Source organism: Peteryoungia desertarenae (genome assembly GCF_005860795.2).
Taxonomy (GTDB): Bacteria; Pseudomonadota; Alphaproteobacteria; order Rhizobiales; family Rhizobiaceae; genus Allorhizobium; species Allorhizobium desertarenae.
The window spans coordinates 3,471,153-3,495,168 of sequence record NZ_CP058350.1; the positions used below are offsets into that span (position 1 = coordinate 3,471,153).

Annotated in this window: 23 protein-coding genes; 6 read left to right on the forward strand and 17 right to left on the reverse strand. The window is 59.3% G+C overall.

Annotated elements, in window-relative coordinates:
- From ureC to urtA, 10 genes are all read right to left on the reverse strand, one after another.
- Complete coding sequence (gene ureC, locus FE840_RS16865; protein WP_138287783.1) at window positions 1–1,713, reverse strand: urease subunit alpha; 1,713 nt, start codon at window positions 1,711–1,713, stop codon at window positions 1–3.
- Window positions 1,714–1,837: 124 nt separating this feature from the next.
- Entirely contained in the window at window positions 1,838–2,257 is a 420-nt protein-coding gene (locus tag FE840_RS16870; protein ID WP_138287784.1) for a lysozyme inhibitor LprI family protein, read from the reverse strand.
- Between the two features lie 28 nt (window positions 2,258–2,285).
- Window positions 2,286–2,591 (reverse strand): urease subunit beta, encoded by a 306-nt coding sequence (locus tag FE840_RS16875; protein WP_138287785.1) that lies wholly within the window; start codon window positions 2,589–2,591, stop codon window positions 2,286–2,288.
- Window positions 2,592–2,602: 11 nt separating this feature from the next.
- A complete protein-coding gene (locus tag FE840_RS16880) occupies window positions 2,603–2,905 on the reverse strand; it encodes an urease subunit gamma (RefSeq protein WP_138287786.1) in 303 nt (100 codons plus the stop codon).
- 28 nt (window positions 2,906–2,933) lie between these two features.
- Window positions 2,934–3,779 (reverse strand): urease accessory protein UreD, encoded by an 846-nt coding sequence (locus tag FE840_RS16885; RefSeq protein ID WP_138287787.1) that lies wholly within the window; start codon window positions 3,777–3,779, stop codon window positions 2,934–2,936.
- Window positions 3,780–3,881: 102 nt separating this feature from the next.
- Window positions 3,882–4,577 (reverse strand): urea ABC transporter ATP-binding subunit UrtE, encoded by a 696-nt coding sequence (gene urtE / locus FE840_RS16890; RefSeq protein ID WP_138287788.1) that lies wholly within the window; start codon window positions 4,575–4,577, stop codon window positions 3,882–3,884.
- 175 nt (window positions 4,578–4,752) lie between these two features.
- Entirely contained in the window at window positions 4,753–5,508 is a 756-nt protein-coding gene (gene urtD, locus FE840_RS16895) for an urea ABC transporter ATP-binding protein UrtD (protein ID WP_138287789.1), read from the reverse strand.
- 5 nt (window positions 5,509–5,513) lie between these two features.
- Complete coding sequence (gene urtC / locus FE840_RS16900; RefSeq protein WP_138287790.1) at window positions 5,514–6,674, reverse strand: urea ABC transporter permease subunit UrtC; 1,161 nt, start codon at window positions 6,672–6,674, stop codon at window positions 5,514–5,516.
- A complete protein-coding gene (urtB, locus tag FE840_RS16905; RefSeq protein ID WP_138287791.1) occupies window positions 6,671–8,275 on the reverse strand; it encodes an urea ABC transporter permease subunit UrtB in 1,605 nt (534 codons plus the stop codon). The genes urtC and urtB overlap by 4 nt, the downstream gene beginning before the upstream one ends.
- Window positions 8,276–8,446: 171 nt before the next feature.
- The gene (gene urtA, locus FE840_RS16910; protein WP_138287792.1) at window positions 8,447–9,736 is read right to left on the reverse strand and encodes an urea ABC transporter substrate-binding protein; all 1,290 of its coding nucleotides are present in this window, start codon (window positions 9,734–9,736) and stop codon (window positions 8,447–8,449) included.
- A 283-nt stretch (window positions 9,737–10,019) separates the two neighbouring features.
- Between urtA and FE840_RS16915 the strand changes: the two genes are divergently transcribed.
- The 3 genes from FE840_RS16915 to FE840_RS16925 are packed head-to-tail and all read left to right on the forward strand — an operon-like array spanning window position 10,020 to window position 14,748.
- Complete coding sequence (locus tag FE840_RS16915) at window positions 10,020–13,412, forward strand: hybrid sensor histidine kinase/response regulator (protein ID WP_138287793.1); 3,393 nt, start codon at window positions 10,020–10,022, stop codon at window positions 13,410–13,412.
- The gene (locus FE840_RS16920) at window positions 13,405–14,322 is read left to right on the forward strand and encodes a response regulator transcription factor (protein WP_138287794.1); all 918 of its coding nucleotides are present in this window, start codon (window positions 13,405–13,407) and stop codon (window positions 14,320–14,322) included. Before FE840_RS16915 ends, FE840_RS16920 begins: the two co-directional genes overlap by 8 nt.
- A gap of 15 nt (window positions 14,323–14,337) precedes the next feature.
- A complete protein-coding gene (locus FE840_RS16925) occupies window positions 14,338–14,748 on the forward strand; it encodes a GNAT family N-acetyltransferase (RefSeq protein ID WP_138287795.1) in 411 nt (136 codons plus the stop codon).
- A 130-nt stretch (window positions 14,749–14,878) separates the two neighbouring features.
- Here FE840_RS16925 and FE840_RS16930 read toward each other — a convergent pair whose 3' ends face one another.
- The 7 genes from FE840_RS16930 to FE840_RS16960 all read right to left on the reverse strand — a co-directional run bounded on the left by FE840_RS16930 (window position 14,879) and on the right by FE840_RS16960 (window position 23,116).
- Complete coding sequence (locus FE840_RS16930) at window positions 14,879–15,997, reverse strand: branched-chain amino acid ABC transporter substrate-binding protein (protein WP_138287796.1); 1,119 nt, start codon at window positions 15,995–15,997, stop codon at window positions 14,879–14,881.
- A gap of 142 nt (window positions 15,998–16,139) precedes the next feature.
- Window positions 16,140–16,493 (reverse strand): DUF6867 family protein, encoded by a 354-nt coding sequence (locus tag FE840_RS16935; protein ID WP_138287797.1) that lies wholly within the window; start codon window positions 16,491–16,493, stop codon window positions 16,140–16,142.
- An 18-nt stretch (window positions 16,494–16,511) separates the two neighbouring features.
- Entirely contained in the window at window positions 16,512–17,240 is a 729-nt protein-coding gene (locus FE840_RS16940; RefSeq protein ID WP_138287798.1) for an ABC transporter ATP-binding protein, read from the reverse strand.
- On the reverse strand, window positions 17,240–18,091 hold the full coding sequence (locus tag FE840_RS16945) for an ABC transporter ATP-binding protein (RefSeq protein ID WP_246318800.1): 852 nt from the start codon (window positions 18,089–18,091) through the stop codon (window positions 17,240–17,242). The genes FE840_RS16940 and FE840_RS16945 overlap by 1 nt, the downstream gene beginning before the upstream one ends.
- Before the next feature lie 20 nt (window positions 18,092–18,111).
- On the reverse strand, window positions 18,112–19,464 hold the full coding sequence (gene livM, locus FE840_RS16950) for a high-affinity branched-chain amino acid ABC transporter permease LivM (protein WP_425502216.1): 1,353 nt from the start codon (window positions 19,462–19,464) through the stop codon (window positions 18,112–18,114).
- Window positions 19,465–19,513: 49 nt separating this feature from the next.
- Entirely contained in the window at window positions 19,514–20,416 is a 903-nt protein-coding gene (locus FE840_RS16955) for a branched-chain amino acid ABC transporter permease (protein WP_138287801.1), read from the reverse strand.
- Between the two features lie 273 nt (window positions 20,417–20,689).
- Entirely contained in the window at window positions 20,690–23,116 is a 2,427-nt protein-coding gene (locus tag FE840_RS16960; RefSeq protein ID WP_138287802.1) for a GcvT family protein, read from the reverse strand.
- Window positions 23,117–23,319: 203 nt separating this feature from the next.
- On the opposite strand from FE840_RS16960, the gene FE840_RS20805 reads away from it, so the two are divergent.
- From FE840_RS20805 to FE840_RS16970, 3 genes are read left to right on the forward strand one after another with little or no spacing between them, the layout of a single operon-like run.
- Window positions 23,320–23,520 carry a hypothetical protein gene (locus FE840_RS20805; RefSeq protein ID WP_210271773.1) on the forward strand — a complete coding sequence of 67 codons (201 nt, stop codon included), beginning with the start codon at window positions 23,320–23,322 and terminating at the stop codon, window positions 23,518–23,520.
- Between the two features lie 27 nt (window positions 23,521–23,547).
- The gene (locus FE840_RS21205) at window positions 23,548–23,655 is read left to right on the forward strand and encodes a hypothetical protein (protein WP_210271774.1); all 108 of its coding nucleotides are present in this window, start codon (window positions 23,548–23,550) and stop codon (window positions 23,653–23,655) included.
- Window positions 23,652–23,978 (forward strand): helix-turn-helix domain-containing protein, encoded by a 327-nt coding sequence (locus FE840_RS16970; RefSeq protein WP_138287803.1) that lies wholly within the window; start codon window positions 23,652–23,654, stop codon window positions 23,976–23,978. Before FE840_RS21205 ends, FE840_RS16970 begins: the two co-directional genes overlap by 4 nt.
- Window positions 23,979–24,016 lie beyond the last annotated feature (38 nt).

A 24,016-nucleotide genomic window follows, 5' to 3' on the forward strand; every position in this document is an offset into this window, starting at 1 on the left:
TCAGAACAGGAAGTAGCGCTGTGCCATCGGCAATTCGGTCGCCGGTTCGCAGGTCAACAGTTCACCATCACACCGCACTTCATAGGTTTCCGGATCGACTTCAATATGGGGCGTCAAGTCATTGTGGATCATCGATTTTTTCGAAATCCCTCCACGCGTGTTCTTGACCGCCAGCAACTGCTTTGAAACGCCAAGGCGATTGGCGAGGCCAGCGTCGATCGCCGCCTGGGAAACGAAGGTGACCGATGTATTGGTCCTTGCCTTGCCATAGGAGCCGAACATCGGACGATAATGCACCGGCTGCGGTGTCGGGATGGAGGCGTTCGGGTCGCCCATCGGCGCTGCCGCGATCATTCCGCCCATCAGGATCAGGTCCGGCTTCACGCCAAAGAACGCAGGACTCCAGATGACGAGGTCGGCACGCTTGCCGATTTCGACCGAGCCGATCTCGTGGCTGACACCATGGGCAATCGCCGGATTGATCGTGTATTTCGCGACATAGCGCTTGGCCCGCATATTGTCGTTCTCGCCGGTCTCGGAGGGAAGACGACCGCGCTGGCGCTTCATCTTGTCTGCCGTCTGCCAGGTGCGGATGATGACCTCGCCGACGCGGCCCATGGCCTGGCTGTCAGACGAGATGATGGAGAAGGCACCGATATCGTGCAGGATGTCTTCTGCCGCGATTGTTTCCTTTCGGATACGGCTTTCGGCGAAGGCGATGTCTTCCGGAATGGACGACGACAGGTGATGGCAGACCATCAACATGTCCAGATGCTCGGCCACCGTGTTGACGGTATAGGGCCGCGTCGGATTGGTCGAGGACGGGATGACGTTCAACTGCCCGCAGATCTTGATGATGTCAGGTGCGTGTCCGCCGCCCGCGCCTTCGGTGTGGAAAGCATGGATGGTGCGGCCCTTGATCGCGCCGACCGTATCCTCGACGAAACCGGACTCGTTCAGCGTGTCGGTGTGGATCATCACCTGTACGTCATACTGATCGGCAATAGACAGGCAGCAATCGATCGCACCCGGCGTCGTCCCCCAGTCCTCGTGCAGCTTCAGCGCGGTTGCACCGCCCAAAACCATTTCTTCGAGAGCACCGGGCAGCGAGGCATTGCCCTTGCCGGCAAAGGCGAGGTTCATCGGAAAGGCATCCGCCGCCTCGATCATCCGGGCAATATGCCAGGGGCCGGGCGTACAGGTTGTGGCCAGCGTACCATGCGCCGGGCCCGTGCCACCGCCCAACATGCAGGTGAGGCCGGACATCAGCGCCTCCTCGATCTGCTGCGGGCAGATGAAATGGATATGCGCATCCATGCCGCCAGCCGTCACGATCTTGCCCTCGCCGGCAATCGCTTCAGTGCCGGGACCGACAATGATCGTGACATCCGGCTGGGTGTCCGGATTGCCTGCCTTGCCGATCCCGACGATCCTTCCATCCTTCAAACCGATATCGGCCTTGACGATGCCCCAGTGATCAAGGATCAGCGCATTGGTGATCACCGTATCGACCGCACCGTCTGCACGCGTCACCTGGCTTTGCCCCATCCCGTCGCGGATGACCTTGCCGCCACCGAATTTCACTTCCTCGCCATAGGTGGTGAAATCCTTCTCGACCTCGATGAAGAGTTCCGTATCGGCAAGGCGCACCTTGTCGCCGGTGGTCGGACCGAACATGGAGGCATAGGCGGCGCGGGACATCTTGAAGGACATGGGCGTCAGGCTCCTTGGGAGAGGGCGAAATGGAAGGGGCCACAAGCCCCGAAACAGGTGGTGGGGCGTTCACCGGGACCTGGCGCAGGGATGAGGCGGATGCGCACAAACTTCATGGCTAGCCTCAATTCCCGTAGAGGCCGGCGAGATCGCTAAGATCTTCGGTCCGCAATCGGGTCAGCTTGGCAAGGCAGCTTGCGACGATAAGCGGCTGCATCGAGCCGCCTTCCACCGCAGCGCCTTCAACAGCGCATTGCCTGTCGCGATAGGAAAGCCAGGCGCGCTGGGCGGCAAGAAGCTGCTCGGAAGCCGTCTCGCCCCTGCTCTCAACCGACTTGTCCCACTCCGCAAGCAGCGCCCTGGTCTTCCTCCATTGGGCATTCATCTCGTCATCCGCGGCCTGATAATCCTGGCCAGCGCAGATATTCATATCCATCTGCGTCATTGCATTGGCACAATCGACAGCCGGTTCATCTTCGCTGGACGCCGGCACATCCATCAGCAGCACGCATCCGCAGAGCAAAACTGAAAGAGCCGTTTTCATCCGCCGCGCCTCCCCTCGCATTGCACGATCAAAGCGCTCCCATGATCTTTTGGCGGAAACCATAGACCTCGCGCTTGCCGGACAAGGGGATCAGCGTCACCTGACGCGTCTGGCCCGGCTCGAAACGAACCGCGGTTCCTGCCGGAATATCGAGCCGCATGCCCCGGGCCTTGTCACGTTCAAAGATCAGCCCGGCATTGGTCTCGTAGAAATGGTAGTGGCTGCCGACCTGAACCGGGCGGTCGCCGCTGTTGGAAACTTCCAGCGTCACCGTGGGATGACCGGCATTCAGTTCGATTTCGCCTGCTGCGGCAATGATTTCACCGGGGATCATCAGGCATCTCCTCAACGAATCGGTTCATGAACGGTCACGAGCTTCGTGCCATCGGGAAAGGTTGCTTCGATCTGCACGTCATGGATCATCTCGGCGATACCCTGCATCACCTGATCGCGGGTAATGACATGGGCACCGGCTTCCATCAGTTCGGCAACCGGCCTTCCGTCGCGAGCACCTTCGACCACGAAATCGGTAATGAGCGCAATCGCTTCCGGGTAATTGAGCTTCACGCCACGCTCCAGCCGCCGGCGCGCCACCATGGCCGCCATGGCAATCAGCAGTTTGTCTTTTTCCCTCGGCGTCAGGTTCATGCGCGTTCCACCTAGATGATTGTGCGGGTCAGAGATTCCAGACTTTCGGCACAGACGCTCCACCGCGCAAGGCCGAAATAACGGGTATCAGCGTTTTTCTGAGCGTGAAGCCATCGGTTGCCGAAACGCGCGCCACGAGCTTTCCCTGCCAGTGGCTGGCCCCGCCCATCGCAGGATCGAGCAGGCTGCGCACCTTTGGCAGGAAGGCTTCCGCAAGTGGACCGACATAGATCAGAGTGGCGAAAGCCACATGGCCCGAAAGCACCGGAGGCTGGGCAACAAGCCCCGCCACATCGCCGCCAATCTTCAGGTCCTCGGCATGAAGCAGCTTGCCCTCGCGCCGGATGCGCCAGCGGTCACGCACCAATCCCTCATTCATCGCCTCGCCCATGGCGCGGCGGCCAAGCAGGATCGCCTCAACGGCCAGAAACTCGCAGTCGGCGGCCAGATCCACCTCAAGCCGGCGGGTCAGCGATGCACGATCGAACAGGATGCTCTCCTGCGGCAGCCAGTGAAACCGGGCATCGGGACCAACCGTGATCCGGCTGGTGATCGAACCGGTGCCCGATGCTGCCTTGTAGATTTTCTCGCAGGCCTGGGTCGTCGCCGTGACGAAGCATTGCGGACCGGCAGTGAAGGACCAGTCATACTGGTCGCCCCCGGTCACGCCACCCGAAGTATTGATGGTGACCGCCTCAAGCTCTTCAGAAAAGCTTTCAGGCAGGCGGATCTTCGCGGCACCATACTGATAGAGCTCGGCAATCCGCGTCCGCCCGCCAAGCCATTTCGCCGTCAGTCGCCCCTCCCCGCGCGAGCGCTGGGCACGCGGTGCCGGCGGCTCACAAGAGTGGTTCAGGGCAAGATCAGCAACCATGATTCAGTCCGGTCAGCGCCATAGAGTGATGAAATATGACGCAAGTCTTTGCGTCGCCTATTTCCTAGGCGTCGCATGTTTTCGGTTTCGAGACAAGCGGTCTCAGACGGTCAGGTGACGGCGTGCCTCGGCAGTGTCAAGCGTCTCGGCAGCCCCCTCATGCACGATCTCCCCACGGTCCATGATGTAGACGTGATCGGCAAGCTCGCGGCAAAAATCCAGATACTGCTCGACCAGCAGGATCGCCATCCCGGTCGAATCGCGCAGATATTTGATGGCCCGTCCGATATCCTTGATGATCGAGGGCTGGATGCCTTCTGTCGGCTCGTCGAGGACAAGGATCTTCGGCCGCGTGACCATGGCACGACCGATGGCAAGCTGCTGTTGCTGACCGCCCGACAGGTCGCCGCCACGCCGCGACAGCATGGTCTGCAGCACCGGAAACAGGCTGAAAATGTCCTCCGGGATCTTGCGATCCTGCCGCTGCAGCGGCGCAAAGCCGGTTTCGAGGTTTTCGCGAACGGTCAGGAGCGGAAAGATCTCGCGCCCCTGCGGCACATAGCCGACACCGGCACGCGCGCGGTTGAACGGCGCCATGCCGTTGAGCTTTTGACCATTGAAGGTGATCGTTCCGGCAGACACCGCATGCTGGCCCGTGACGGCCCGAAGCAGCGACGACTTGCCAACCCCGTTTCGCCCGAGCACACAGGTGATCTTGCCCATCTCGGCATTGATGGAAACGCCACGCAGAGCCTGAGCTGCGCCGTAATGGAGATTGACGTTTTCGACTGTCAGCATGGGTTTGTTCCCCTCATGAACCATAAAAAATACCCCCTCTGGCCTGCCGGCCATCTCCCCCACAAGGGGGGAGAGACCGAGCCGATAGCGCCTGCCGCACTCTCCGAGGCCGTTGGCGGATATAGCCCCTCCCCCTTGTGGGGAGGGGTTGGGGAGGGGAAAAGATGCTTGGTCATCACCGCCCCAGATAGTTCTCGATGACCTTCTGGTCACTCGAGACGAAATCGATCGAGCCTTCCGCCAGAACCGAGCCTTCCGCCAGACAGGTCACCTTGACCCCGAGGTCGCGGATGAAGCCCATGTCGTGCTCGACAACGACAACCGAGCGCGTCTTGGCGATTTCCCGAAGCAGGATCGCGGTCTCGACCGTTTCGGCATCGGTCATGCCGGCGACGGGCTCGTCGACGAGCAGCAGCTTCGGTTCCTGGGCAAGCAGCATCCCGATCTCGAGCCACTGCTTCTGGCCGTGGGAGAGATTGGCGGCCAGTTCGTCCTTGCGATGGGTCAGGCGCACCGTTTCGAGGATTTCCTCGATGCGGGCCTTATCCACCGCCGTCAGGCTGTAGAAGAGCGTGGCGAAGACACCGCGCTTGCGATTGAGGGCAAGCTCCAGATTGTCCCAGACGGTGTGGCTCTCAAAGACAGTCGGCTTCTGGAACTTGCGACCGATCCCGAGCTGGGCAATCTCCGCCTCATCCTTCTTGGTGAGATCGACCTTGCCGCCGTCAAAGAAGACGTCACCCGTGTCGGGCCGTGTCTTGCCGGTGATGATGTCCATCATCGTCGTCTTGCCGGCGCCATTCGGGCCGATGATGGCACGCAACTCGCCAGGCTCGACAATGAAGGACAGGTTGTTGAGTGCCTTGAAACCATCAAAGGAAACGGAAACACCGTCGAGATAAAGCAGGCTTCTTGTCGTCTTCTCGATCATCGGCCTTACTCCGCAGCCTGGGGTTTCGCGGTCATGCCAGCCTCTGCCTCGGCACCGTCGGCGTCACGGAATTCCTTGCGACGGGCCAGATAGTGCTGGACCGTGCCGACAATTCCCTTGGGCAGGAACAACGTGACGAAGATAAAGAGCCCACCCAACGCAAACAGCCAGAGTTCGGGGAAGGCACCGGTGAAGTAGCTCTTGCCGACATTGACGAGAACCGCTCCGATGATCGGCCCGATCAGCGTGCCGCGACCACCGACAGCCGTCCAGACCACCACTTCGATCGAGTTGGCGGGCGCAAATTCGCCCGGATTGATAATGCCGACCTGCGGCACGTAGAGCGCACCGGCAATGCCCGCCATCATCGCCGAAACAACGAAGGTGAAGAGCTTGATGTTTTCCACCCGATAGCCAAGGAAGCGAACCCGGCTTTCGGCGTCACGCACCCCGACCAGCACCTTGCCGAATTTCGAGCGCGTGATGCCCGAGGCAATCAGCAGGCAGACAGCCAGGAAAAGTGCCGACAGCGCGAACAAGGTGGCGCGTGTGCCATCGGCCTGCACGTTGAAACCGATGATTTCCTTGAAGTCGGTCAGACCATTGTTGCCACCAAAGCCCATGTCATTGCGGAAGAAGGCGAGCATCAGCGCATAGGTCATCGCCTGAGTGATGATCGAGAGATAGACGCCGTTGACGCGGGAGCGGAAGGCGAACCAGCCGAAGAAGAAGGCAAGCAGACCCGGCACGAAGAGCACCATCAGCATGGCGAACCAGAACATGTCCATGCCATGCCAGAACCACGGCAGTTCCTTCCAGTTCAGGAACACCATGAAGTCCGGAAGGATCGGATCTCCATAGACGCCGCGCGAACCGATCTGGCGCATCAGATACATGCCCATGGCATAACCGCCCAGCGCGAAGAAGGCGCCGTGACCGAGCGAAAGAATGCCGCAATAGCCCCAGACGAGATCGAGCGCCAGCGCGAGCAGCGCGTAGCAGAGATACTTGCCCATGACAGAGACGACATAGGTCGGCACATGGAATGGATGATCACTCGGCAGAAGCAGGTTCAAAGCGGGAACGACGAGTGAAATGGCCACCAGAATGCCGACCGCAATGACGATCCGGCCTTCCAGTGCGCGAAGGATGAAGCCGGTAATCATGCTTCCACCGCCCTTCCCTTGAGCGCGAAGAGACCGCGCGGACGTTTCTGGATAAAGAGAATGATCAGCACCAGAACCAGGATCTTGCCGAGAACAGCACCGACCGATGGCTCAAGGAATTTGTTGAGGATGCCGAGCGACATCGCGCCGACCAGCGTTCCCCAGAGATTGCCGACACCGCCGAACACCACGACCATGAAGCTGTCGATGATATAGGCCTGTCCAAGGTTTGGAGAGACATTGTCGATCTGGCTGAGCGCCACCCCGGCAATGCCGGCAATGCCGGAGCCGAGCGCAAAGGTGAAAGCATCGACCCAGGGCGTACGAATACCCATGGAGGACGCCATCCGCCGGTTCTGGGTGACGGCACGCATCTGCAGGCCGAAGGAGGATTTTTTCATCAAAGCGAGCAAGGCGAAGAATATGGTCAGGGCAAACAGGACGATCCACAGCCGGTTCCAGGTAATCGTCATGCCGCCGAGCATGAAGGAACCGGACATCCAGGACGGGTTTCCGACCTCCTGGTTCGTTGGACCGAATATGGTGCGGACCGACTGCTGCAGGATGAGCGATACGCCCCAGGTGGCGAGCAGTGTCTCAAGCGGCCGACCATAGAGGAAGCGGATAACACCGCGCTCGATGACAAGTCCGACCACCGCCGTCACGAGAAAGGCCACTGGCAGGGCGATGGCAAGCGACCAGTCGAACAGGCCCGGATAATTCGTCCGGATGACCTGCTGCACCACAAAGGTGGAGTAGGCCCCGATCATCACCATCTCGCCATGGGCCATGTTGATGACACCCATAACGCCAAAGGTGATGGCAAGCCCGATAGCGGCGAGCAGCAGGACAGACCCCAGCGAAATGCCATACCAGACATTTTCTGCAGCATCCCAGAGCCTGAGTTTGCTCTCAATTTGGGCAATGGCTGTATCGAGATCAGGCTTCAGGCTCTCATCAAGGGAATTGGACGCCGACATCAGGATGCCAATGGCTTCACGACCGCCAAGAGACGCCACGGTTTCGATAGCGGCGCGCTTTTCGTCAATCGATCGATCGGACGCAAGGAGCGAAACGGCACGCGCCTGCTCCATGCGCGTCTTGACCTCGGCATCGGTTTCCTTGGCAAGGGCAGCCTCAACGAGTTCCAGATTTTCTGGGCTCGGAGACTGCAACACCGCTTGGGCTGCCGAGAGGCGAACCGCCCTGTCGGGGCTGAGCAGCGTCAGACCGCCAAGAGCCGAGCGAAGCGCCCGGCGCAGATTGTTGTTCACGCGGATCTTGGTGAAAGCCGCCTTGGGTCCCTCGCCAAGACTCTCGCCGGTCAGCGCATCGAAGGCTTCGAGGTTCCGCCCCTCTTCCTTCGCCGTCACAACAATACCATCAGCCTTACGGACAAACAGGTTGCCCTCGGCAAAGGCTTCGAGCATCGGCACGACGCGGGCATCGCCTGTTTGCGCAATCTGGCCAATCAATTGTTCTGCTTCGCGAAAATTCGCTTCCCCCAGCGCATTGATAAGCTCGCGCGGGTCGTCCTGAGCCAGGCTCGGCGCCACGAACGCAAAGAGGGTGAAAAGCAGTGCGAGAATTCGATATGTCATGGTGGCAGTCCCCCGTCGCCAGTCAGCAAATCGGCGATTGCGGCTTGCTCCACCTCCTCCCGCGCGGGAAAGAACAGGGAGCACATGCGAGGCGATGAGGGGGAGCCGCAAGGCTTCGCCTCCCCCTCATCCGGTCTTTCAGGATATCTGTTCCCCGAAGGAAAGGGATGATCAGCTGCCCTTGCCGCCGCACTTGCCGGTGGCAACGTTGAAGTTGCCGCATTCCATCGGCTTGCGCCAATCAGCGATCAGATCCTTGGAGTCAGGCAGGTAGTCGGACCACTCGTCGCCAACGACAGCCGGGGTCTCCTGGACGATTTCGAACTGGCCATCGGCCTGGATTTCACCGATCAGGACAGGCTTGGTGATGTGGTGGTTCGGCATCACGGTGGCATAGCCGCCGGAGAGGTTCGGCACGGTCACGCCGATGATCGTGTCGAGAACGGCATCGGTTTCGGTCGTGCCGGCTGCTTCGACGGCCTTCACCCATGCGTTGAAGCCGATATAGGTGGCTTCCATCGGGTCATTGGTGACGCGCTTGGTGTCTCCGGTAAAGGCATGCCAGGTTTCGATGAATTCGGCATTGGCTTCGGTGTCGACAGACTGGAAGTAGTTCCAGGCAGCCAGGTGACCGACGAGCGGTGCGGTGTCGAGACCGGCAAGCTCTTCTTCACCGACGGAGAAGGCTACGACCGGAATGTCTTCAGCCTTGATGCCCTGGTTGGCCAGTTCCTTGTAGAAAGGAACGTTGGCGTCACCGTTGATCGTGGAGACGACGGCGGTCTTCTTGCCTTCGGAGCCGAACTTCTTGATGTCGGAAACGATGGTCTGCCAGTCGGAGTGACCGAAGGGCGTGTAGTTGATCATGATGTCTTCTTCGGCAACGCCCTTGGACATCAGATAGGCCTTGAGGATCTTGTTGGTCGTCTGCGGATAGACGTAGTCGGTACCGGCCAGAACCCAACGCTCGACGCCTTCGCCCTCGGCGAGATAGTCAACTGCCGGGATTGCCTGCTGGTTCGGAGCAGCACCCGTGTAGAAGATATTGCGCGAGGATTCTTCACCCTCGTACTGGACCGGATAGAAAAGGATCGAATTCAGTTCTTCGAAGACCGGCAGGACGGACTTGCGCGAAGACGAGGTCCAGCAACCGAAAACGGCGGCAACCTGATCCTTGGAGATCAATTCGCGCGCCTTTTCGGCAAAGAGCGGCCAGTCGGAAGCGGGGTCGACGACGACGGCTTCGAGCTTCTTGCCGAGAACGCCGCCCTTCTTGTTCTGCTCTTCAACGAGCATCAGGACAGCGTCCTTCAGCGTCGTTTCTGAAATGGCCATCGTGCCCGACAGCGAGTGCAGGACGCCGATCTTGATCGTGTCTTCCTGAGCAAATGCGCCGTGGAAGGCCGTGGTCGACAGCATTGCGCCCATCAGAGCGCCTGTAAGCTTCATCTTGAATGTCATGGTCGAGAACCCCTCTTCTTGTTCGCAGCCGGGCGGTTAACAGAATTTAACCGTTGCTGAGGGGGACTATCCGATGCTGCGCCGCAAAACCGTATACGTCGTTTGACGTAGGTCAGGGGGCAAAAGAGGGAGTATCGAATAAATCCGATGAGACGCGTTCAGGAATTGGTTGCGGATCACTCTGGCAAATGCAAACCGAGCGGTGACAGGCCTTGCTATTCTATCGATTCCCATGAAAATGCCTAAACGACGATCATTTTCCTAGGGAAGCCAGAATTTAGGCATGCCGGCACGCCAACGCATTATCCCTGTCCGCCGCGAGTATAACCGCTGGGTCGCGAACCAGACGCTGGAAGACTATGCCCTGCGTTTTACGGCCAAGAGCGCCCGCAAGTTTTCCTCCAGCCGCATTTCCCATACGGCGATCGGCGCGATTTCCTTTCTGGCGCTGGAGGCGATCGGCGGCACCATTACCATTGCCTATGGCACCACGAACGCCTTTTTCGCGATCGTCGTTGCCGCCATCATCATGTTGCTCGTCGGCGTGCCGATCAGTCGCTATGCAATCCGCCACGGGGTCGATATCGACCTTCTGACGCGCGGCGCCGGCTTCGGCTATATGGGCTCAACGCTGACCTCGCTGATCTATGCGGGCTTCACCTTCATGCTCTTTGCCATCGAGGCCGCGATCATGACGACGGCGCTGGAACTCGCCTTCGGCATACCACTCTGGCTTGGCTACATCATCTCATCGGTCATCGTGCTGCCGCTCGTGACCCATGGCGTCAAGATGATTTCCCGTTTTCAGCTGATCACCCAGCCCTTCTGGATCGTCCTCAACATCCTGCCTTTCATTTTCATAGCCTTCCTCGACTGGGAGAAGATCGAGCTGTGGCGCGCCTTTGCCGGTGTCGATCATTCAAATACGGGGCTGAACCAGACCGCACCTTTTGACCTTGTGGAATTTGGCGCGGCCTCCGCGATCATTCTCGCCCTGATGCCACAGATCGGCGAACAGGTGGATTTCCTGCGCTTCCTGCCGCCCGAGGGCGCGCGGAAGTTCCGTCATAAGGTGGCAATCTTCCTGGCGGGTTCGGGCTGGGTCGTGCTTGGCGTCCCGAAGCTGCTGGCCGGCTCCTTCCTTGCAGTTCTGACACTGTCGACCGGCGTGCCGATCTCCGAAGCCGCCGACCCTGCCCATATGTATGTCGCAGCCTTCGGCTACATGATCCCGAACGAGACGGCTGTTCTCCTCCTGATGGCGGGTTTCGTAGTCATTTCGCAGTTGAAGATCAATGTGATGAACGCCTATGCGGGCTCGCTCGCCTGGTCGAACTTCTTCTCCCGCCTGACCCACAGCCATCCCGGCCGTGTCGTCTGGCTGGTCTTCAATGTCGCGATTGCCCTCCTCCTGATGGAACTTGGCATTTATGGGCTGCTGGAAGAAACGCTCGGCATTTTCTCCATCATTGCCATGAGCTGGCTTTGCGCCATCTCCGCCGACCTTTTCATCAACAAGCGCCTCGGCCTGTCTCCGCCTGGTATCGAATTCAAGCGCGCCCATCTTTACGATATCAACCCGGTCGGCTGCGGCACCATGGCGCTCGCCGCGGCAATCGCGCTCGCCGCCCATTTCGGCGCTTTCGGCGAGTTGATGGCCTCCATGGCCACCTTCCTGACGCTGCTTGCCTTCGTGATCTCGCCAGTGATCGCCTGGGCGACCGATGGCAAATACTATCTCGCCCGCAAGCCCCGCCAGAGCTGGAAGAACCTGACGAACATCACCTGCTCGATCTGCGAACATCCCTTCGAGCCGGAAGACATGGCCTGGTGTCCTGCTTACGCAGCGCCCATCTGCTCGCTCTGCTGTACGCTTGACAGCCGCTGCCATGACATGTGCAAGCCACATGCCAAGATCAACGCGCAGGCAACCACCGTCGCGCGGACATTCCTGCCTCAATCCGTCATCGAGACGCTCTCGACCCGCCTGGGCCGCTATGCCCTGACGGCCATGATGTCGATCTCCATGATCGGCGGCATTCTGGCGCTGATTGCCCATCAGGTGAATGCCGCAAGCCCCGAAATGGCTGATGTGGTCAACCGCACGGTCACAGTCGTCTTCTTCATCTTCGCCATCATCGCCGGCATCGTTTCCTGGTTCTATGTACTGGCCCATGACAGCCGGGTTGTGGCCGAAGAGGAATCTTCCCGCCAGAACACGCTGCTTCTGAAGGAAATCGCCGCCCACCAGAAGACGGACGCGGCCCTCCAGTACGCCAAGGAAACAGCCGAAGCCGCGAACCGTGCCAAGAGCCGCTATGTCGTCGGCCTCAGCCACGAATTGCGCACGCCGCTCAACGCCGTTCTCGGCTATGCCCAGATCCTGGAACGGGACGAGACGATCCCGGTGCCGCGCCAGTCGGCAATCAAGGTGATCCGCCGCTCAGCGGACCATCTTTCCGGCCTGATCGACGGGCTGCTCGACATTTCGAAGATAGAGGCCGGCCGCCTCCAGGTCTTTTCGAATGAGGTCAATATCCAGGACTTCCTCGACCAGCTGGTCGACATGTTCACGCCGCAGGCAACCGCCAAGGGGCTGAATTTCGTCCATATCCGCTCAAAGAACCTGCCGCTCTATGTCCGCACCGACGAGCGCCGCATCCGCCAGATCCTCGTCAATCTCCTGTCGAATGCCATCAAGTTCACCGAGGAAGGTGAGGTTCGCTTCGAGGTCAGCTATCGCAGCCAGGTCGCGACCTTCACGATTTCCGACACCGGACGCGGTATTCCGGAGAAAGATCTGAAGCGGATCTACGAGCCCTTCCAGCGTGGCGAGGCCGATAGCGTCAAGCCGAAACCAGGCCTGGGTCTTGGCCTGACCATCACCAAGCTCCTGACCAACACCATGGGTGGCGAAATCTCGGTGACCAGCGAGATCGACAAGGGGTCGAGCTTCAAGGTCAGGCTGATGCTCTCGGCGATCGACCGACCGAATACGGCCCCTGCCCCGGAGCGACGGATCGTATCCTATACCGGCCCACGCCGGACCATCGTTGTTGTCGATGACAATGAGGATCATCGCGACCTGATGCGCGAGGTTCTGGCGCCACTCGATTTCGTCATAATGACGGCCAATGGTGGCCCCGAATGCCTGACATTGGTGGAAGGTATGAAGGCGGACCTCTTCCTCGTCGATATCTCCATGCCGGGCATGAATGGCTGGCAACTGGTGGAAAAACTGCGCGAAGCCGGACAAAAGGCTCCCATGATCATGCTCTCCGCCAATGTCGGCGACGCACCGGCTCCCGGTGGCGAGGGGCATGATGACGCCCTTGCCAAGCCGGTGGACATCTCCCGCTTGCGCGACAAGCTGGCAATGTTCCTCGGGCTGGAATGGATCTATGCCGACGATCCTCGCCTTGCTGCACCTGATCTGGCCACGATCATGTCGGCTGCGCCGAAATCTCCCGGAAGCCAGCATCTGGATGAGTTGATCCGCCTGACCGAAATCGGCTATGTGCGCGGCATAGAGGCCAAGCTCAGCGAGCTGGCGGGAGAGCAGGACAACATGAACTTCGTCTCGAGTGCCAGAAGCTATGTCCAGTCCTTTGATCTCGCCGGTCTTTTGACCTTTCTGACATCAATACGGTCAGACAAGGAGCAGGTCGATGGGTGAAGCCAACCGGAGAGACATCGTTCTCCTGGTGGATGACAGCCCCGAAGCGCTGGGCTTTCTGACCGATGCGCTGGAGGAAGCTGGCTTTTCCGTCCTGATCGCAACCTCCGGCCATGCCGCCCTTTCGATCGTTGACCGGATCAGTCCGGACGTGATCCTGCTCGATGCCGTCATGCCAGGGATCGACGGCTTCGAAACCTGCACGCGGCTGAAGGCAAATCCCGCCGTCGCCCAGGTTCCCGTCATCTTCATGACGGGGCTGACCGAAACCGAACATGTGGTCAAGGCGCTGGAATGCGGCGGTGTCGACTATCTGGCCAAGCCGATCAACATCGATGAGCTGCGCGCCCGCATCCGCGTCCATCTGTCGAATGCGAAATCCGCCCAGAGCGCCCGCGTGGCGCTCGACGCCGCCGGTCGCCATCTTCTGGCCGTGCGCGGCAATGGCACGGTGCACTGGACGACCCCGCAGGCGAGCCACCTGATCGATGCCGCGACCGGGGCAAGCGACGGGATCAGTGCGGTTGCCACCGCAACCGCTGCCTGGCTCATACAGCGTCGCCCGGACAGCGGACAGGACTCAAGCTTCGCCTTTACCAGCCGCAGTGGCCAGACACTGCAACTGAGCTTCCTTGGCACGATTGGGACGGACGAATACCTGTTCCGCCTGACGGCAGCCAACCGCCACAGCGACGACGAACTGCTGCGCCATCGCTTCGGCCTGACGCAGAGAGAGAGCGAAGTCCTGGTCTGGATTGCGCGCGGCAAGGCAAACCGCGACATCGGTGAAATTCTCGGCCTCTCCTCCCGCACCGTTAACAAGCATCTTGAGCAGATCTATGCCAAACTCGGTGTCGAAAACCGTGCCTCCGCTGCAGTCAGGGCAGCGCAGGTGTTGCACGAGAGCTGACCAGGGCAGGCAAATATGATCCGCAGGGCGACGCGAGCCGACATCGATCGGATTTTTGAAATTCGCAACAATGTCCGTGAAAACCGCTTGTCCGATCCGTCCAAGGTGACGGTTGCCGATGTCGAGTGGTTCATCGACCATCCCGGCATCTATCTCTGGGTCGAAGATGACACGATCGCCGGCTTCTCCGCCGCCGATCCACGCAATGGATCTATCTGGGCGCTCTTTCTGGATGAGCGGTTCGAAGGACGCGGGATCGGTCGCACCTTGCTGGAGCAAGCCTGTGAGGTGCTGCAGGCATCCGGCTGGAACCGTATCTGGCTCACCACCGGTCCCGGCACGCGCGCCGAACAGCTTTACCGCAAGGCAGGCTGGGAATGCCTCGGCCAGGAGGCGGACGAATTGCGGTTCGAGCGCTGCCTCTGACGCAGTACCTCCCCGCCTCGGTCATGGTGAGAGAGCAGCAAACAAGCAAAAAATGTTCACTGACGCTCTGCTTCAAACGCAGAAAACCCGGCTCAAGGCCGGGTTTTCCGTCAACCGCAATGCGGATTGATTACATGTTCTGGAAGTACGAGTACTTGCCGTCCTCGCCCTTCTTCCAGGTGTACATGACGTAGTCCGGACGGGTGATGTCGCCCTTTTCGTCGAAGCTCAGCTCGCCGATGACGGTCGTGTACGGACCCTTTTCCTTCAGCGCGGTTGCGACAGCTTCCGGATCGGTCGAAGCGGCAGCAGCAGCGGCTGCAGCAATGACCTGCATCGCAGCGTAGGAGTAGAGCGTGTAGGCTTCCGGCTCGAAGCCAGCGTCGCGGAACTTCTTCACTGCATCAGCAGCGTTCGGGTTCTGGCGCGGATCCGGCGGGAAGGTCATCAGCGTGCCGTCAACTGCGTCACCGGCAATCGAAGCAAGTTCGTTCGAGGTGATGCCGTCACCCGACATCAGAACGGCGTCGAGGCCCTGGCTGTCCATCTGGCGCATGATCAGGCCAGCTTCGGTGTGAAGACCACCGAAGTAGACAACGCCAACACCGGCATCCTTCATCTTGGCGATCAGGGCCGAATAGTCCTTCTCACCGGGGGTGATGCCTTCATAGATGACTTCCGTCACGCCGAGAGCATTCATGGCCTTCTTGGTTTCGTCAGCCAGACCCTGACCGTAAGGCGTCTTGTCGTGAACGACAGCAACCTTCACGTCCTTGAAGTTGTCGGCGATGTACTGGCCGGCAACAGCACCCTGCTGGTCGTCACGACCGCAAACGCGGAAGGTGTTCCAGAGGCCACGCTCGGTGAAGTTCGGGTTGGTCGAAGCAGGCGTGATCTGAAGGATGCCGTTTTCGGCATAGACTTCAGAAGCCGGGATCGAAACGCCCGAGTTGAAGTGACCGATGACGAACTGGACGCCGTCGGCAACGAATTTGTTGGCAACCGAAACGCCCTGCTTGGCGTCGGAAACGTCGTCACCGAGAACGATCTTGATCATTTCGCCGTTGATGCCGCCAGCAGCATTGATGTCGGCAGCAGCCTGTTCAGCACCCTTCTGGAGCTGTGCACCGAAAGCAGCGTTAGGGCCGGTCAGAGGACCGGCTACGCCGACGAGAATGTCAGCCCAGGCATTGCCGCTGAAGGCGACCATCGCCGACAGCGCGACTGCCGAGAGGAGAGACTTCTTCATATTTTGACTCCCAATTTTTTAAGCGGGTTGATTTTGTTTAAGCCTGCGCAATACCCGCTGCAACTGCGCCGGAAAACTGTTCCACTCTTTGTCCGAGGCCGAGGCCTTCTGTCGCCAATCTGGGACAGAAAACAACGGCTTGTCAATCTTTCTTCTTCCACGAGAAATAGGAAGTTCTTTCATAGAGCCAATAATAGTTATCGGCCATTTGGGTCGCCCGCCGAGACTGGAATCCAGCCAAGGCGAAGACCAGTAGTGTTACGACGTCAATGACGTAGTAGAACGGGCTGATGAAGGGACCCGAAAACAGCGAGAAATGCAGGAAGCGCATGACGAGCCCAAGTCCGAGCGTGTAAAACACGACCGTACCATAGCTCTGCCAGCTCTCGGCTACGGCACGCCCGGTACGCCAGGCGGTCCAGAAGCCAATTAACATCACCATCACCCGCAATACGATGCGAACGGTGGTGTCACTTTCAAAAAACAAGCCTTGCATGTCAGTTCCTCCGCGCGCTCAATGATGGCCGCCTTCGAGATAGGCCGCCCGGACCGAAGGATCGGCCAGCAATTCCCTGCCCGTGCCGCTCATCGTCACCTTGCCGTTGACCATGACATAGGCTCGATCGGACAGCTTCAGCGCCGCAAACGCATTCTGCTCCACCAGGAAGACGGTCAGCCCCTCTTCCTTGTTCAGCTTCTTGATCTGCTCGAAGATGCCCTTGACGATCAGCGGTGCGAGACCGAGCGACGGCTCGTCAAGAAGCAGAAGTTTCGGACGCGCCATCAATGCGCGGCCAATGGAGAGCATCTGCTGCTCGCCGCCCGACAACGTGCCGCCACGCTGGCTCTGGCGTTCCTTGAGGCGCGGGAACATCGCAAAGATCTTCTCCACGTCTTCCTGGAAATATTTCATGTTGTCGAGACCCGCACCCATCTGGAGGTTCTCCAGAACGGTCATGCGCGGGAAGATACGACGGCCTTCGGGGGACTGCGCAATCCGACGGCGGGCGATCAGATGCGTCGGCTGCTTCGTGATGTCTTCACCATCGAAGATAACCCGACCGCTGCGCGCCTGCGGGCTGCCGCAGATCGTCATCATCAGGGTCGACTTGCCGGCGCCATTGGCCCCGATCAGCGACACGATCTCACCCTTGTTCACATGGACGTCGACACCGGCGAGGGCCCGGATATTGCCGTAATAGGTTTCGACACCCTCGACTTTGAGAAGCGGTTCACCAGACATTATTTCGTCTCCCCGGCAACAGCTTCGACTTCGTGGATTGCTTCATCCAATTCTTCATCCTCGACACCCAGATAGGCCGCAATGACCTTCGGGTCGTTCTTCACGTGATCCGGCGTACCGTCAGAGATCTTCTGACCATATTCCAGAACGACGACGTGATCGGAGATCTGCATGACAACAGACATGTCGTGCTCGATAAGCAGCAACGATGTCCCCTCGTCACGAATGCTCTTCAGCAACTGATTGAGCGCGAGCGATTCCTTTGGATTGAGGCCCGCGGCCGGCTCGTCCAGGCACAGAAGCTCCGGCCCTGTGCACATGGCCCGGCAGATTTCCAGACGGCGCTGAGCACCATAGGGAAGATCGCCAGCCGGATCATCCGCACGCTCGATCAGATCGGCCTTTTCAAGCCAGACCCTGGCCTTTCCGATGGCCTCTTCGGCAGCCCGCTTGTAAGCTGGCATACCCAACAGACCCATGATCGTATAGCCGGACGCCTTCATCAGCATGTTGTGCTGCGCGACAAGCAGGTTTTCCAGAACTGTCAGACCCGTAAAAAGACGGATGTTCTGGAAGGTACGGGCAACCTTCGCGGTCTTGGTGATCTGGAAATCATCCAAGCGCTCGAGGAGGTAATCCTTGCCGGAAGAATGGTGCATGGTGATCATGCCCATCGTCGGCTTGTAGAACCCCGTGATGCAGTTGAACACGGTCGTCTTGCCCGCGCCATTGGGGCCAATCAGGGCCGTGATTTCCCCACGCTTGGCCTGGAAGGACAGGTCGTTGATGGCCATCAGGCCACCAAACCGCATCGAAAGATGCTCGACACTGAGGATTGTATCATTTTTCATTGTTGTATCCTTGGAAGCCATCAGCCGTGACCTTCCTTGGTGAAGCTGCCTGAAACGGCCTTTTGCTCCTTGAGGAACGCCGTCGGCTGTCGACTGCCAACAAAGCCACGCGGCTTGAACAGCATGACAATGACCATTGCCAGACCAAAGATCAGCATACGGTAGAGTTCCGGTGTGAAATCGGGTCCGAAGATCTGCTTCAGGAACTGCATTTCACGCAGAAGCTCCGTCCCGCCGATCATGACGATGGCCGCAACCGCAATGCCCGTCAATGAGCCCATGCCACCGAGAACGACAATCGCAAGGATGACGGCCGACTCAAGGAACACGAAGCTTTCAGGCGAAACGAAGCCTTGACGGGCGGCGAAGAAAGAGCCGGCAAATCCACCGAACATCGCGCCGATCGCAAAGGCGGTCAGCTTTGTCGTGACGGTATTGATGCCGAGCGAACGGCAGGCAATCTCGTCTTCACGCAGCGCTTCCCAGGCCCGACCGATCGGCATGCGACGGAGCTTGATCGTGACATAGGCTGTCAGGCAGCACAGCGCCAGGATGATGTAGAAGAGATAGATCTTGTAGTAGGCCGACGACATCGGCAGATCGAACATCTTGGCAAAACCGTCCGGCGAAGCGTTGAATTCGATGCCAAACAGGGTTGCCTTCGGAATGCTGGAGATACCGAAGGTTCCCTTGGTGACGTCCTGCCAGTTGATCAGGACCAGACGAATGATTTCGCCAAAGGCCAGTGTCACGATTGCGAGGTAGTCTCCTCGCAATCGCAAGACAGGGAAACCGAGAATGATGCCCCAGAAGGCCGCCAGAATGCCTGCCAGTGGCAGGAGAATCCAGAAGGACAGACCAAAATTCTGGGCAAGCAGCGCGTAGGAATAGGCTCCGACCGCATAGAAGGCCACGTAGCCAAGATCGAGCAGACCGGCAAGACCGACGACGATGTTGAGACCCCAGGCCAGCATCACGTAGATCAGGATCTGGATGCCCAGGTTGTCGACATACTTCAGCGATCCCTGGAAGCCCGTCAGCATGACGATGACCGGCGGATAGAGGATCAGCGCGACGAGAGCGATCTTCAGAAAGTGCGTCTTGATGAAGCCCGGCTTGGCATCAATCTCGTGCGCCGGCAGCTTGCCGGTGACCTTGCGCGCCTTGCGGCCCGCATACCATGGCACCAGGAAAGCGACCATGAGGAAGCGACCAACAGCCGCGATGGCAACGAAGGTCGCCAGCAAGCCCCAGCGCGGGTACCAGATGAGCTCGTTCGCCATGTTCTGGTCGGTCTTGATGCCGATATAGAGGCTGAACATGCCAAGGGCGAGAAGGCCGGCGAACAGGCCTTCCTTGACGGCACGCGCCATAAGGCCGGAGGATGGAGCACCGGTTGCGTTTGCAGAATTGTCCATGATGTCAAACCTTCTCGACTTCCGGTCGGCCAAGGATGCCGGTTGGCTTGAATATCAGCACGAATGCAAGGATTCCGAACGTCGCGACGTCCTTGTACGAAATGCTGAAATAGGCCGACCAGAGCGCTTCGATGAGACCGATCAGGAGGCCGCCAATGACCGCACCCGGCAAGGAGCCGATGCCGCCCAGAACAGCCGCAGTGAACGCCTTGACGCCGGGAATGAACCCGTCATGGAAACTCGCGACACCGTAATACATCAGATACATGGTACCCGCGACGGCTGCGAGTGCTGCGCCCATCACGAAGGTCACCGAGATGGTGCGGTCAACGTCAACACCGAGAAGCGCCGCCATCTTGCGGTCCTGCTCTGTCGCACGCTGGGCACGGCCAAGCGGCGTCCTGTTGACGATGTACCAGAAACCGGCCAGCAGCACGATCGTGACAACGACGATGATGACCTGCTTCAAGGCGATGGTGACATTGCCGAAATGCAGAACATCGCTGACCAGCGGCGGGATCGGCTTGTTGCGCGGACCCTGCGAAATCTGGATGAAGTTGGAAAGCACGATCGACATGCCGATTGCGGTAATCAGCGGAGCAAGGCGGAAGGAGCCTCTGAGCGGCCGATAGGCAACCCGCTCGATCACCCAGTTCCACAAGCTCGTCATGATCATCGCAACGATCAGCATGACCAGAAGCGCAAGCGCCACGGGCACACCGGCAAAGAATGATGTGAGGATGAGGAAGGCGATAAGCGCGGCGAAACCGCCGAGCATGAAGATATCACCATGGGCAAAGTTGATCATGCCGATGATGCCGTAGACCATGGTGTAGCCGATTGCGATCAGACCATAGATCGATCCAAGAGTCAGCCCGTTGATGAGCTGCTGGATAAAGTAGTCCATATACTATCCCCCGGACGCGCCTCGGTGTTGCGTCTCTTTTTGTTGTCCCTTTCGGGTGTTGGGCGTCGGGGATTCCTTACCGCTTTGAACAGAAAAGTGAAGGCAAAAATGGCGACTTCACGCCAAAAACTGTGCGTGAACAGGGCTTTTGACGCAAGAAAGCACAGATCTGCCAAAAAAGAGGCATAAAAGCGAAGATTTTCAGCAGCCACCAAAGCGCCGCGACGGATCACAAAAATGCACAAATACAAGTGCATTCTTGCCGAAAATGGTTCACCCGCGCATCCGCGACCCATTGGCGTCAAAAAGCGCCATCGGCTGCAGCCGGGCGGGAATGATCTCACCGAGGATTTCCACAGCCCAGCCATCCATTTCGTCCGCGATTTCCTTCGGCACATAGCCAAGTGCGACGGACACACCGCTTGCATGGGCATAACCGCCGGAGGTGACCCAGCCACGGACTTCGCCCCTGTAGGAGATCGGCTCGTCACCGATGACGTCAGCATCCTTGGCTTCGATGACAAAGGTTCTCAGCCTCAAGGAACCACCTGACAGCTTCTCCTCGAGTGCTGCCTGCTTGCCGATGAAGCTCGCTTCCTTCTTCAGTGCCACGAAACGCGAGAGCCCCGCCTCCAGCGGTCCGTAAAGTGGTCGATATTCGCGCGACCAGCTGCCAAAGCCCTTTTCAAGCCGCAGCGCATTCAGCGCCCGAAGACCAAACAGCGAAATGCCGAACTCGGCCCCGGCCTCCATCAATGCATCGAACAGGTAGCGCTGGTATTCCGGTCGCATCCAGATCTCGTAGCCAAGATCACCGGTATAGCTGACACGCCCGACAATGGCCGGCGCCATGCCGAGATCCATCTCCCGGATCGCCATGAAGGGAAAGGCCTCGTCGGAGACGTCGAGATGGGTGAGCTTGGCCAGCACATCGCGCGACTTCGGCCCGGCGATCGACAGGCCGACGAGGCTGAGGTTCAGCGCCTCGACATCAACGGAGCCGTCGTCGGGAAGATGGCTCTCGAACCAGCGCATGTGATAGTCCTCGGCAATTCCTGAGCCAATCACCAGGAAATCCTCGTCGTCAAGATTGGCAACCGTGAAGTCACCGATCAGCTTGCCGGCTTCGTTCAGCATCGGCGCAAGCGTCATGCGCCCGACATCGGGCAGTTTGGCAGCCAGCATGTGATCAAGCCAGACGCGCGCGCCCTCCCCGCTGACCATATATTTGGCAAAGCCCGAGGTCTCCATCAGGCCGACGCTGTCACGCACGGCCTTGGCTTCGCGGCCGACCGCCTCGAAATCGGTCGAGCGGCGCCAGGAGAACTTGTCCTCGACACCCTCGGGCGCAAACCAGAGCGGTGTTTCCAGCCCGTAGGACGCACCGAAGACCGCACCGGCAGCCTTCAGCTTGTCGTAGATCGGCGTGGTGAGCAGCGGACGGGCTGCCGGAAGCTCCTCGTTCGGATAGCGAATCGAGAAACGGCGGGAATAGTTTTCGCGCACCTTCGCATTGGTATAGGCGAGCGTGGCATAGTCGCCGTAGCGGCAGACATCCATGGCAAACACGTCGAAGCCCGGATCGCCTTCGATGATCCAGTTGGCAAGCGCCAGTCCCACGCCGCCGCCCTGAGAGAAGCCGGCCATGACCGCACAGGCCGACCAGAAATTGGTCATGCCGCGTACGGGGCCGACCAGCGGGTTACCATCCGGCGAGAAGGTGAAGGGGCCGTTGATGATCTTCTTGATGCCGGCATTGTTGAAGGCCGGGAAATGCCGGAAGCCGATTTCGAGCTCGTTGGTGATCCGCTCCAGGTCTTCGGCCAGGAGTTCATGGCCGAAGGTCCAGGGCGTCTCGATCGGCGACCAGGGGCGGCAATCCTTTTCATAAGTGCCCATCAGCATGCCGTTGCGCTCCTGGCGGATATAGATCTCGCCGTCGAAATCGACGCAGTGCATCAGCTCCTTGCCGGTCGTCTTGTTGAACTCGATGACCTCGGGCATGTCCTCGGTGATCAGATACATGTGCTCCATGGCCAGCACCGGCAGTTCCAGCCCAACCATGCGCCCGACTTCGCGCGCCCAGAGACCGGCGGCGTTGACCACATGCTCGGCGCGGATTTCGCCCTTGTCGGTGATCACCCGCCAGGTGCCATCTTCCAGCTGCACCAGATCCTCGACCTTGGTGTGCAGATAGATTTCCGCGCCGTTCTTCTTCGCCGACTTCGCATAGGCATGGGTCGTGCCGTAGGGGTCGAGATGGCCTTCATGCGGATCGAAGACCGCGCCGACGAACTGCTTCGGGTCCAGGAGCGGCATCATCTCGTAGGCTTCCTGCGCCGAAATCAGCGTCGCCTCGCCGCCCGCATACTTGCCCTTGGCAAGCAGCGACTTCATCCAGTCGAAGCGCTCCTTGGTGGCCGCCAGCATCAGGCCCGATGTCATGTGCAGGCCGATATCCTGACCGGAATATTCCTCGATCTCCTTGTAGAGCTCGACCGTATACTTCTGCAGCTTGGCGACATTCGGATCGCCATTGATCGTGTGCATGCCGCCAGCCGCATGCCAGGTGGAGCCGGAGGTCAGCTCGGAGCGCTCGAGCAGGACGACATCGGTCCAGCCGAACTTGGTCAGGTGATAAAGCACCGAACACCCGACGACACCCCCGCCGATGACGACGACACGCGCATGGCTCTTCATGGAAAAACGCTCCCTTTGGCGGCAATGATTGATGCGACAAAGCTAGATTGCGCGCATGAAAGCCAGAAGACCATGCTGCGACGAAAGATGTCGCATCGATGACAGCGAGTGTTCAGGGCGCGGCGTGCTATCCGGCCTACCGGTACTCCTGACAGGTCCCTTGGGCAGCTTGCGAAGCGTTGTCAAATATGACAACATAAGCCATGAAAGAGATCCTCTGGTTAAAGCCAGCACGCAAAGACTTCGAGGCGTTTCCGGCAGGCGCCCGCGAGCTCATCGCAACAGCGCTTGTGATCGCAGCAGAGGGCCGAAAGGCCGATATCGCAAAACCAATGAAGGGTCTGGGCTCAGGCGTTTTGGAAATTGCGCTGCCTTACCGCTCCGATGCCTATCGCGTCGTTTAGGCGGTCCAGATTGGCGACGCGATCTGGGTGGTTCACGCCTTTCAAAAGAAATCCACCAAGGGAACAGCCACACCTCAGAAGGAGGTGGAACCGATTAAAACCCGCTTGAAACGCTTGGAGGAAATGATGTCATGAGTGAAGACGATTTCGAAGTCGTGCGCGGCAGCGGCAACATCTTTGCAGACTTCGGCGATCCGGAAGCCGAAACCAAACTTCTGAAAGCAAGGCTCGCCGCCGAAATCATCGGGGTGCTTGACGAGCGCAAGATCAGCGTCCGGGAAGCAGAGCGCATGACGGGGGTAACCGCAGCCGACATATCCCGCGTGCGCAATACCGATCTGGCCAAGTTTACCCTCGACCGGCTGCTGCGCATCCACCACCGGCTGGCACCCGGGGTAAAAGTGGGGCTGACGTTTTCAGTTCGAGATCCCTCGGACCATCCTGCTTTGGCCTCCTGAACGGGAGAGGCAGGCGATCCCCGACCAGCCTCACGCCT